This is a genomic window from Streptomyces sp. NBC_01428, assembly GCF_036231965.1.
Taxonomy (GTDB): Bacteria; Actinomycetota; Actinomycetes; order Streptomycetales; family Streptomycetaceae; genus Streptomyces.
This window is the reverse complement of record NZ_CP109499.1, coordinates 6,032,012-6,044,018: the sequence shown is the minus strand read 5'-3', so window position 1 is coordinate 6,044,018 and position 12,007 is coordinate 6,032,012. Positions and strand designations below refer to the sequence as shown.

6 protein-coding genes are annotated in these 12,007 nt (G+C 71.2%); 4 read left to right on the top strand and 2 right to left on the bottom strand.

The window, feature by feature from the left end:
• Positions 1-70 precede the first annotated feature (70 nt).
• From pepN to OG406_RS26160, 3 genes are all read left to right on the top strand, one after another.
• A complete protein-coding gene (gene pepN / locus OG406_RS26170; protein ID WP_329188081.1) occupies positions 71-2,674 on the top strand; it encodes an aminopeptidase N in 2,604 nt (867 codons plus the stop codon).
• 358 nt (positions 2,675-3,032) lie between these two features.
• The gene (locus OG406_RS26165) at positions 3,033-4,085 is read left to right on the top strand and encodes a hypothetical protein (protein ID WP_266613708.1); all 1,053 of its coding nucleotides are present in this window, start codon (positions 3,033-3,035) and stop codon (positions 4,083-4,085) included.
• A 247-nt stretch (positions 4,086-4,332) separates the two neighbouring features.
• Entirely contained in the window at positions 4,333-4,899 is a 567-nt protein-coding gene (locus OG406_RS26160) for an isochorismatase family protein (protein ID WP_164369346.1), read from the top strand.
• A gap of 35 nt (positions 4,900-4,934) precedes the next feature.
• On the opposite strand, the gene OG406_RS26155 is transcribed toward OG406_RS26160, so the two are convergent.
• Both OG406_RS26155 and OG406_RS26150 read right to left on the bottom strand, forming a co-directional pair.
• Complete coding sequence (locus OG406_RS26155) at positions 4,935-6,107, bottom strand: serine hydrolase domain-containing protein (RefSeq protein ID WP_329188079.1); 1,173 nt, start codon at positions 6,105-6,107, stop codon at positions 4,935-4,937.
• A gap of 90 nt (positions 6,108-6,197) precedes the next feature.
• Positions 6,198-7,982 (bottom strand): TIGR03767 family metallophosphoesterase, encoded by a 1,785-nt coding sequence (locus tag OG406_RS26150; RefSeq protein ID WP_329188076.1) that lies wholly within the window; start codon positions 7,980-7,982, stop codon positions 6,198-6,200.
• Between the two features lie 599 nt (positions 7,983-8,581).
• Between OG406_RS26150 and OG406_RS26145 the strand changes: the two genes are divergently transcribed.
• Positions 8,582-11,890: a S8 family serine peptidase gene (locus OG406_RS26145; protein ID WP_329190973.1), complete on the top strand. Its 3,309-nt coding sequence runs from the start codon at positions 8,582-8,584 to the stop codon at positions 11,888-11,890.
• Positions 11,891-12,007 lie beyond the last annotated feature (117 nt).

Genomic DNA, 12,007 nt, shown 5'->3' with positions numbered 1-12,007 from the left:
CGGCCACAGGGGCACATGGCAGGATCGGTCCTGTTCACACATGTCTATGACGCCATGAGGGAGTGCAGCCGTGCCCGGTGAGAACCTGTCCCGCGACGAGGCCCAGGAGCGGGCGGCACTGCTGTCCGTCGACAGCTACGACGTCTTCCTCGACCTGCGCTCGGCCGTCGGCGAGACGGAGCCCGGCGACGCGGACGGCGGTCCCCGCACCTTCCGGTCGGTCACCACGCTCCGTTTCCGCTGCGCCGAGCCGGGCGCCGCGAGCTTCGCGGACCTGATCGCGCCGAGCGTCACGGCCGTCTCGCTCAACGGCCGCGACCTCGACCCGGGCGAGGTCTTCGACGGCGTGCGGCTCCGGCTGGAGGACCTCGCCGCGGAGAACGAGCTCGTGGTGGACGCCCAGTGCGCCTACTCCCGCACCGGTGAGGGCATGCACCGCTTCGTCGACCCCGAGGACGGCGAGGTCTACCTGTACACGCAGTACGAGCCGGCGGACTCGCGGCGCGTGTTCGCCAACTTCGAGCAGCCGGACCTCAAGGCCCCGTTCCGCTTCTCGGTCCGGGCCCCGGAGGGCTGGACGGCCTGGAGCAACGGCGCGGGTGAACTCGCGGACGGTGTCTGGCAGTTCGCCGAGACCAAGCCGATCTCGACGTACATCACGGCGGTCGTCGCGGGCCCGTACCACTACGTGACGGACTCCTACACGCGCAGCTTCGACGACGGTACGACGCTGGAGATCCCGCTCGGCGCGATGTGCCGCAAGGGCCTCGCCCCGCACTTCGACGCCGACGACGTGTTCCTGGTGACGAAGCAGGGGCTGGACTTCTTCCACGACCACTTCGACTACCCGTACCCCTTCGGGAAGTACGACCAGGCGTTCGTGCCCGAGTACAACCTCGGCGCGATGGAGAACCCGGGCCTGGTGACCTTCCGCGAGGAGTACATCTTCCGCGGCAACGTGACGCAGGCGTCGTACGAGGCCCGGGCGAACGTCATCCTGCACGAGATGGCGCACATGTGGTTCGGCGACCTCGTGACCATGGTGTGGTGGGACGACCTGTGGCTGAAGGAGTCCTTCGCCGACTTCATGGGCACGTTCGCCAACGTGGGCGCGACCCGCTTCACCGACGCCTGGATCACCTTCGCCAACCGCCGCAAGGCCTGGGCCTACCGCGCCGACCAGCTGCCCTCCACGCACCCGATCACCGCCGACATCCGCGACCTCCAGGACGCCAAGCTCAACTTCGACGGCATCACCTACGCCAAGGGCGCCTCCGTCCTCAAGCAGCTCGTGGCGTACGTCGGGCAGGACGCCTTCCTGGAGGGCGCGCGCCGCTACTTCAAGCGGAACGCGTACGGCAACACGCGCCTCGGCGACCTGCTGTCCGTCCTGGAGGAGACCAGTGGACGGGACATGGCCGTCTGGGCCCGCTCCTGGCTGCAGACGGCGGGCGTCAACTCCCTTACCCCGCAGGTGGTGTTGAGTTCCGAGGGGCGCGTCACCGAGCTGGCGGTGCTCCAGGAGGCCGCGGAGTCCCACCCCGAACTGCGCCCGCACCGGGTGGCCGTGGGCCTCTACCGGCGTGAGTCGCTGCGCGAGGGCGGCGACGGCGCGCTCGTCCGGTACGCGCGTGCCGAGGTGGACGTCGACGGTCCGCGGACGGTCGTCGCGGACCTGGCCGGCGCACAGGCCCCGGACCTGGTTCTCGTCAACGACGACGACCTCACGTACTGCAAGATCCGCTTCGACGAGGGTTCGCTGGCCGCGCTGCGGGACGGCCTCGGCGAGATGACCGACCCGCTCGCGCGGGCCCTGTGCTGGTCGGCGCTGTGGAACCTCACGCGTGACGCGCTGATGCCGGCGCGGGACTTCATCGGTCTGGTGCTGCGTTTCGCCGGCCGCGAGTCCGACATCGGCGTCCTCCAGACGCTGCACGGCTGGGCGGACTCCGCGCTCGTCCACTACGTGGCGCCGGACTGGCGTGCCGAGGGCGCGCGGTCGCTGGCCGAGGGCGCGCTCAAGGAGCTGCGGCTCACCGAGCCGGGCAGCCAGCACCAGCTGGCGTGGGCGCGCTTCTTCGCCCACGTCGCGTCGGGCGAGGCCGATCTCCAGCTGCTCCAGGGTCTGTTGAAGGGCACGGCGAAGATCGACGGACTGGAGGTCGACCAGGAACTGCGCTGGGCGTTCCTGGAGCCGCTGGCCGCGCACGGCGTGGCCGACGAGTCGGTGATCGGCGCCGAACTCGCCCGCGACGACACGGCGTCCGGCAAGCGGCACCAGGTCCGCTGCCTGGCGGCCCGCCCCTCGGCGGCGGTCAAGGCGCAGGCCTGGGCGGCCGTCGTGGAGTCGGACGCGCTGTCCAACGCCCTGGTCGAGGCGACCATCGCCGGCTTCGCCCAGCCGTCCGGCCGCGAGCTGCTCGCGCCCTACACCGCCCGCTACTTCGCCGCGATCGACCGGGTCTGGGAGGAGCGGTCGATCCAGATCGGCATGGACGTGGTCAGGGGACTGTTCCCCGGACTCCAGGACTCCCCGGAGACCCTGGAGGCGACGGACGCGTGGCTCGCCGCGCACGAGGACGCGGCGCCCGCGCTGCGCCGGCTCGTGCTGGAGTCCCGCGACGACCTGGCACGGGCGCTGCGCGGTCAGGCCTGCGACATCGCCGCGGGCTGAACACCCGCACGACGCACTCCGCTTCGAGGGCACCGGCGCCGCGCGCGTCCGGTGCCCTCGCCGCGTTCTCGCCGCGTTCTCACCGTGCTTCCCGCGGTGTTCCCGCGGCGCACCGGCGGTGGACTCGGCGGCACGTCGCACCCCGGCGCTTCGGCCGGCGTCCTCTCCGGTGACTTCATCCGACGGGACCACTGGTTACGAAATACAGGTATTCAGAGCCGTAACCCCTATTAGTCCCCGTCCGGACCAGCGCCTTTCGGCACTCGAACGCCCGTACTTTAGTGCAGGCTTGTCCTGATTTGTCGACGAGCGTGTAACAGCGGTTAGAGGACGGCTTCCGGGCGGGAAACCCCGGATCATGAACCACAACACCCCGCTCTCCCCCCGCCCCCTCCGCCACCTGTCCCACGTGCAGCGCCGGGTCCTGACCACGACTCAGCTGCGCAGCCACGGCGTCACCGCCGCCGAGACGAACGAGCAGTGCCGGGCGGGCGGAGCCTGGCAGCAGATCCTTCCGGGTGTGGTCCTGCTCCACCCCGGCCCGCCCACCGCCGAGGAGCGGCTGCAGGCCGCGCTGCTGTACACCGCCCGCTCCCCCGCCCCCCACCGGGTGGCCTCCATCCCGGTCCAGCCGGGCGCCGAGGAGCCGCACGCCCCGCAGCGGTTCGCGGACGTGCTGGTCACGGGCCTGGCGGCGCTGGCCCTGCACGGGTTCACCACGGCGCCGCCGCTGCTCTCCCTCGACACCATCGACGTGCTGGTGCCCCGGCTGCGCCGACTGCGCTCGACGGGCTGCGTCCGTATCGTGCGGACGCCCTCGCTGCCCGCGCCCGCGTTCGTGACCGGCGTCCCGGTCGCCCCGGTGCCCCGCGCGCTGGCCGACGCGGTCGCGGAACTCTCCGACGCCGACGTCGTGCGCCGGCTGCTGACGGAAGCGGTGCGCGGAGGACACTGTGAACCGGCCGCCGTGGTGCGGGAGTTGACGGCGGCCCGGCTGCTGGGCCGGCCGCACGTGGTGGACGCGGTGGACTCGCTGCTCGCGGAGGGCCGGGCGATCGCGGAGGACCGCCTGTACCGGATGGTCCGCGAGCACGGCCTGCCCGACCCGGTGTGGAACGTGGACCTGCGGCTGCCCGGCGGCCCGCACATCGGCGGCCTCGACGCGTACTGGCCCGAGCAGGCGGTGGCGGTCGAGCTGGACACCCGCGCCCCGCGGCAGGACGAGGACGCGCTCTGGTCGGAGTACGCCCGCAAGCGTGAGGTGCTGGAGCGGCTCGGGATCACCGTCGTCCACATCACGCCGAAGAAGCTCCGCGAGGCGATGGAGCAGCAGGCCACGGTCGTCCGTACCGCGCTGATGGCGTCGGACGACCGCGATCCCGCGGCGCATGTCGTGGTGCTGCCCCGGTAGGGACGGACCGGGGTGGTGGCAGGAGGGGAGGGAAGGGGCTCGCGCGACGGCGCGGGCCCCTTCCCGTGCGCCCTCCCCTTCTCGACCCTTGCCGCCCCTTCTCGGCCGGGACGTCCGGGAGGTCTGGGAGGACCGGAGCCCTGTTCGGAGGGGCGTTGTCGGTGGGCCGTTCTACTGTGGAGGGGACAGGAGATCCATGGCCCGACGTGCCTGCCGTGACGAGCAGGACGCCCGAGGGGAGAGCCCGATGACGACCCTGCCCGGTCGCCCGAACACCGCACTGCTGGTGGTCGACATGCAACACGGCGCGGTGGACGCCGCCCACCGTCGCGCCGAGGTGATCGAGAACATCAACGTCCTGGCCGCCAAGGCCCGCGCCGAAGCGGTGCCGGTGATCTGGGTGCAGCACTCGGACGACGGGATGAAGGTCGGCAGCGAAGCCTGGACCTACGTGCCGGAGCTGGTCCGCGAGGAGACCGAGCCCCTCGTCCACAAGAACTACGGCGACTCGTTCGAGGCCACCGACCTGGAGGACGTGCTCGCCCAGCGAGGGGTCGGCCACCTGGTCGTCACCGGCGCCCAGACGGACGCCTGCGTCCGCTCCACCCTGCACGGCGCGTTCACCCGCGGGTACGACGTCACCCTCGTCGGCGACGCCCACACCACGGAGGACCTCACCGCGTACGGCGCGCCCGCTCCCGCCCAGGTCATCGCGCACACGAACCTGTACTGGCGGGAGCAGGACGCGCCGGGCCGGCACGCGGCCACGGTCGACACCGCGAAGGTGAGCTTCACGGCGCCGGCCGCGGACTAGAGCGGAAGACGGCGGGCGGCGGGCGCCGGGCGTGGCTAGGAGATCCGGTCCGCCCGGACCGGCTCCGGCCGCTTCCCGCAGAACTCGGCCTCGATCACGGCGTCGCTGTCCCCCGACCAGTCGCCGTTGAAGTTGAAGGCGAGGGCGTGCCGGCCGTCCGCCGTGGTGACGGCCGACGACGTCGAGCCGTGGATGCCGCCGTCGTGGCCCCACACGTGGACGCCGCAGCTCAGTTCGCGGTCGATGAGGCCGAGGCCGTAGCGCGCGTTCGGGATCTCGTCGACACGGACCGTCGTCTTCATCTCGGCGAGCTGCTTGCGCGGCAGCAGCCGGCCGCGCAGGAGGGCCGTGTAGAAGCGGTTCAGGTCGGCGTTGTCGGAGATCATCCCGCCCGCCGAGGCGGCGAGCGTCGGGTTGAGGGTGGTGACGTCGTACGTCGGTCCCGTCGTGGTCCTGGCCAGCTTGGAGTAGGCCCTGCTGCTCGGTCGCGGGAGCGTCACCGTGGTGCCGGGAACGGACGTGCCGCGCAGTTTGAGCGGTTCGACGATGCGGTCGCGGATCTCCGTGGCGTACGAGTGCCCGGTGACCTCACGGATCACCATTCCGGCGAGGATGTAGTTCGTGTTGGAGTAGCTCCAGGAGGCGCCCGGCGCGAAGCCGGGTTCGTGGGCCATGGCGATCGCGACGAGGTGCTCCGGTGTCGCGGTGTCGTAGCGGTGCCGGAGGAAGCCGTCCTTGGCGAAGTAGGTGCGCACGAAGTCGTCGTCGGTCGTGTAGTCGAAGATCCCGCTCGTGTGGTTCAGGAGCCGGCGCAGCGTGATCTTCCGTCCGTCGTTGCCGTTGCCCCGCACCACGCCGGGCAGCCAGTGGTCCACCGTGTCGTCCAGCGACAGCCGCCCCTCCGCCTCCAGTTGGAGCAGCACGGTGGAGACGAACGTCTTGGTGATGCTGCCGACGCGGTAGCGGTCGGCGGTGGAGCGCGGAGCGCCGGTGCGCAGGTCGCCGGTGCCCGCCGTCGCGGACCAGGTGCCGTGCCGGCCGGAGGCCGTCGCCGTCACGCCCGGCACGCCGTCGCGCACGGCCGCCTCCATGGCCTGCCGGGTCGGCGCGTGGCCCGCTCCCGCGGCGGGCGCCGCGACCGCGGTGCCCGCCAGTGCCGTGGCGATCGCCACGGTGGTGATTCCCACAAGTCCCGTACGTACCCTCATGTCTTCCCCCGTCTCACGGTCGAACGTGTCAGGGGAACGGACCCGGGTCCGCGGCGCGGGGTTGCCCGGTCCGCGTGCGTTGAGCGGTTTTCAGCCCTTCTTCAGGATCAGCTCCGTGTTGCGGTCGCGCGAGGTTCCGGCGAGGTCGGTGCGGGCGCCGGGCGTGTTGAAGGACAGCTCGCGGTAGAGCGCGGCCAGGCCCGTCTGGCTGAGGTCGGAGAAGTCCGTGGCGTGCGGTGCGGCGGACTCGATGAGGGTGGTGAACAGGGAGAGCGTGCCGTCCTTGTTGTCGACCAGCTCGATGACGCGGGCGAGCTGGGGGAAGTCGACGTGCGAGGCGGTGGAGATCTCCCAGAAGGAGCGGTTGCCGGGGGCCGCGTGCGGGGTGATGTCGTTCTTGTGGGAGTGGCCGTTCACCCAGGCCAGCACGTTGCTGAAGCGCGCGAGGAGGGCGACGACCTCGTCCCCGCCGTGCCGCTTCTCCCCCGGGTGGGCCGGGTCGGCGTTCAGGTTGCGCATCGTCTTGCTGGTGTGGTGGCTGAAGACGATGACGTAGGCGTCCTTGTTGTCGCCCAGCGTCTTCTCCAGCCAGCGCAGTTGCGCCGTGCCAAGGGACCCCTCGTAGTGGCCGCCCGGGTCGGTGGTGTCGAGGCTGACCCCGATGACGTCCTCGGCGATGCGGAACGTGTAGTACTGGGTGCCCGCGGAGAGGTTCGCGGAGGAGTAGCCGTGGCCGATCGGGCCGGGCCCGGTGTGGGCCGGGTCGAGGTGCGCCTTGAGGTACTCGGCGGGCGTGAACGGGGCCCGGTTCTCGTCCGGGGTGACCGAGCGCATCTGACGGGTGTGCGCCTTGAGCAGGGCGTGCACCTCGGCACCCTTCGGGCTGGAACCCTTCTTCATGCTCTTGGCGAGTTTGTCGCACTCCGCCGCGCCCAGGGACATCAGCTTCTTGCCGCCGACGGCGAACTCGGTGAGGTACGAGTCGCCCCGGGTGCCGTAGCAGCCCAGCGGAAGGGCGTCGTGGTTGCCGACGGTGGAGTACCAGGGCAGGCTCAGGCCCGGACTGCGCAGCTCACGGATGGCCGCCTCCAGGAACCCCTGGATGCGCGGGAACCCGACCTGCTTGTCGGCGTCGCGCAGGGCCGCGTCCGGCTGCCAGTAGGTCTTCAGCCCGCTGGCCTGGACCCCCTCGTAGTGCCGCGGGTCGCCGCTGTTCGGGCTGATGCGGCCGCCGCTCATGACCTTCAGGAACCAGTCCAGTTCCGTCTTGGAGTTGTTGTCCGTGTTGTCGCCGGTGGTCATCACGAAGTGCAGCGGGGAGCCGGTGACGGGGGCTCCCCGCAGGGAGTTGACCCGCTCCACGAGGGACACGGCTCCGGCGACGGTCAGGGTCTCCTGGGGGCGCCAGAAGCTCTTGTTCTGGGCGCGCAGGTACTCCAGGCGCAGCGGGTGCTGGGCGTCGGTCAGGTGCAGGTCGGTGAGCTGCACGAAGGAGGCGAGCGCGGTGCGGCGGTCGGCGCGGCCCTGCTTGCCCGCGGCCAGTTCGTCCCGGACGACGCGCTGCCAGCCGGCGCCGTCGCCGAGCCGCCGGTATCCGGAGGTGCCCGAACGCGGGACGGCGACGCCGCGCAGTGTGGTGCCGCGGGTGTAGGGGACCAGCTCGGGCGGGGCGAGCGGAGTGACCGCCGCCGACCGGGCCTCGGACTGGGCGACGGAGTCGGCGACGGTCTCCCGTCCCGGGGTCGCGGCGTGCGCCGGGGCCTCCGGGCGCAGGGCGAGGCCGACGCCGGCCGAGAGCGACAGGGCTCCGGTGGCGGCCAGCAGGGTGCGGCGGTTGAGAGCGGGTACGGCGGCGACAGAGCGTGTGCGCGACATGGCGCGGTCTCCCCGAGTGCGAACGCGTCGGCTGTGGTCGCGGGGCGCCAGGAACGAACACCCCGCTCACCATGGATCGTTGGCAGCGGGGGTGACCTGCGCGTTAACTCGGCAGCAACGCCCGGCGCCGATCACCGTACGTGGATCTTGGCCCACCCTGCGCGTCCATGGAGCCCTGTCCGAACGGCCCGGGCCCGGTCACTCCGCGTTCACCTTCCTGGGTAGGGGGGCCTCATTCCCCGTGCGCGGCGCGGCCGTTGGCCCGGGAGAGAGGTCACTCCGGGCACACTCGGCGGACAGATCGCCGTCACAGCACGAAAGCGTGCCGCCACGGCCCGCGCATGAAAAGGCGCCGAATCGGCAGAGCCGGACACCGGGATCATCCGCAATATCGCCCGATAGCAGGTGATCACCGGCATGGCGTGTGGCGGAAGTACGCCATGTGTCCATCCCGCCACGGTCAACTCTCCCCAAACAACTGCCCCTTAGGCAAAGCTGAGCGGTCATCCGGGTCCACATACCGGACTGACGCGACCGGCCCGTATCGACCGTCGGAACCGGCCGCTCCACGCTCGTTCCTTTACCTACAAGGGATGCAGATGATCTCCGACCCTCAACGCGCCCCGATATCGGGCGCGAGACGCGTGGCCCGCATTGCCGTGGCCGCGGGCCTGGTGGCCGCGCTCTCCGCGGCCGGCCCGATACCCATGGCCTTCTCCGCTGACCCGGGTGCGCCCACCGCCGACCCCGGCACCAAGTCAGCAGCCGCCAAGCTCGGTTCGAGCGACGCCGACCTCCTCACCGAGGCCAAGGCGAACGGCGACAAGAACGTCACGATGATGATCGCCACGGCCCCCGGCCGGACCGAGCAGGTCGCCGAGCAGTTGGACGCGGTCAAGGGCGGCTCCGTGGGCCGTACCTACGACAAGCTCGGCTACGTCCGGGCGACCGTCCCGACGGGCCGGGCGGACGCGGCCATCGCCGCCGCGGCGAAACTGTCCTCGGTGCACGGGATCGACCTGCGCCAGGAGATCGCGCTGGACGACCCGACGCCGAGCGCCGACACCGCGAAGCACGGCAGCAACACCTCGACGGCCACCACGTACCGGGCCCCCGGCAAGAACACGCCGGCGGAGAACCCGTACAACCCGTCCTTCGAGACGGGTGCCGTCGACTTCGTGAAGGACCACCCCAAGGCGGACGGCCGCGGGGTCACCATCGGCATCCTGGACTCGGGCGTCGACCTCGGCCACCCGGCGCTCCAGAAGACCACCACCGGCGAGCGCAAGATCGTCGACTGGGTGACCTCGACGGACCCGATCCTCGACAGCGACGCGACCTGGCGCCCGATGATCACCCCCGTGGCCGGGCCCACCTTCACGTACAGCGGCCGGACGTGGACGGCGCCGGCGAGATCGTACGAGATCAGCACCTTCCGCGAGTCGTCGACGGCCGGCGGTGACGCCAAGGGCGACGCGAACCGCGACGGCGACACGACCGACGTGTGGGGCGTGCTCTACGACCCGGCCGCGGGCACGGTCACCGTCGACCTGGACAACAACGGCAACTTCACCGACGACAAGCCGATGAAGCCGTACAAGGACGGCTTCCAGATCGGCTACTTCGGTACCGACAACCCGGCGACGGACGTCGTCGAGCGCCAGCCCTTCGTCGTGGAGATCCGCAAGGACGTCCCGATGGACCCGTACGGCGGCGACTGGGTCGGCCAGAAGCGCGACTTCGTCAACATCGGCGTCATCGAGTCCGAGCACGGCACCCACGTCGCGGGCATCACCTCCGCGAACGGCCTGTTCGGCGGGAAGATGAACGGCGCGGCCCCCGGCGCGAAGATCGTCTCCTCGCGCGCCTGCACCTGGACCGGCGGCTGCACCAACGTCGCGCTCACCGAGGGCATGATCGACCTCGTCGCCAACCGTGGCGTCGACATCGTGAACATGTCCATCGGCGGACTGCCGGCGCTCAACGACGGCAACAACGCGCGCAGCGAGCTGTACACGCGCCTCATCGACACCTACGGCGTCCAGCTGGTCATCTCCGCGGGCAACTCCGGCCCCGGCGCGAACACCATCGGCGACCCCGGCCTGGCCGACAAGGTCATCTCGGTGGGCGCGACCATCTCCAAGGACACCTGGGCCTCCAACTACGGCTCGCAGGTGGAGAAGAAGTACGCGATGCTGCCCTTCTCCTCGCGCGGCCCGCGTGAGGACGGCGGCTTCACGCCGACGCTGAGCGCGCCCGGCGCCTCCATCAACTCCACCCAGACCTGGCTGCCGGGCTCCCCGGTCGCCGAGGCGGGCTACACCCTGCCGGCCGGCTACTCGATGCTGCAGGGCACCTCGATGGCGTCCCCGCAGGCCGCGGGCGCCTCCGCCCTGCTGATCAGCGCCGCGAAGCAGAAGGGCCTCGCCCTCACCCCGGCCACCCTGCGCACCGCGCTGACGTCGACGGCCGACCACATCAAGGGCGTCCAGGCGTACGAGGAGGGTGCGGGGCTCATCAACATCCCCGACGCCTGGGACTCGATCCGTGACGGCGCCACCGCCCACGACTACGCCGTGAAGGCGCCGGTCGACACCGCGATCGACTACGCGCTGAAGACGCCGGGCTTCGGCACCGGTCTCTACGACCGCGAGGGCGGCCTCAAGGCCGGCGAGCGCAGGACGTACGACATCACCGTGACGCGTACGTCCGGTGAGGACCGGGCGATCCGGCACGAGCTGTACTTCGAGAACAACGCCGAGAACACCTTCCGCATCGTCGGCTCGGACGAGGTCAGGCTCCCGCTGAACCAGCCGGTGACCGTCAAGGTGCAGGCCGCCCCGCGGTCGGCCGGTCTCAAGAGCGCGATCCTGGAGGTCGACGACCCGCGCACCGAGGGCGTCGACAAGCAGATCCTGTCGACCGTCGTCGTCTCCGCGCCGGTCAAGTACACCTACAAGGCGTCGGGTTCGGTGCAGCGCAACAGCACCACGTCCTCCTTCGTCACGGTCCCCGAGGGCGCCTCCGCACTGGAGGTCGCGATCGGCGGGCTGAAGGACAAGAGCCAGACCCGGTTCATCTCGATCCACCCGTACGGCGTTCCGGTCGAGGACACCGGCACCCCGTACTGCTACAACAACTACCTCGACGGCAACGGCTGCAAGCCCGACGTGCGTTCGTACGCGGACCCGCAGGCCGGTGTCTGGGAGATCGAGGTCGAGGCGCGCCGCACCTCGCCGCTGCTCGACAACCCGTACAAGCTCGACGTCGCCGTGCTCGGCGCGGCGTTCGACCCGGCGGTCGTGACCGTCCCGGAGGCCAAGGTGGGCGTCCCGTCCACCGCCTCCTGGAAGGTGACGAACAACTTCGCCTCGATCGACGGCAAGCTCAAGGGCGGCCCGCTCGGCTCCTCGAAGAGCACCCGGCCGACCATCGCCGACGGTGCGACGCAGACCACCACGGTCGAGGTGCCCGCGGGCGCCGCGTCGCTCGACGTGTCCATCGGCAACGTCTCGGACACCGCCGCCGACCTGGACCTGACGGTGTACGACGCCGCCGGGACGGTCGTCGGGCAGTCCGCGGACGGTGACTCGGAGGAGGCCGTCTCCATCGCCTCCCCCGCCGCCGGCACGTACACCGTCGAGGTCGCGGGCTACTCGGTTCCGTCGGGCTCGACCGCGTACGACTACCTGGACGTGTTCTTCTCCAGCGCGCTCGGCACGGTCACGGTCGACGACTCCACCCCGGTGAAGCTCGCCACCGGCGCCTCGGCCACGGTGTCCGGTTCGGTCACCGCCGCCGCGGCCGCGCCCGAGGGACGCGAGTTCTTCGGTCAGGTCCAGCTGGTGAACGCGCACGGCACCGTCGCGGGTACCGGCAGCGTGAAGATCGAGAAGGTCACGCCGTGACGGCGTAGGCCTCCGGCCGCGTGAGCGGTACGGGCACGGGGCGGGCGTCCGGAAACGGGCGCCCGCCCTTTCGTGTGCGCCACGGCCCCTGCGCGCGGCTCGTACCGTCCGTCGGCG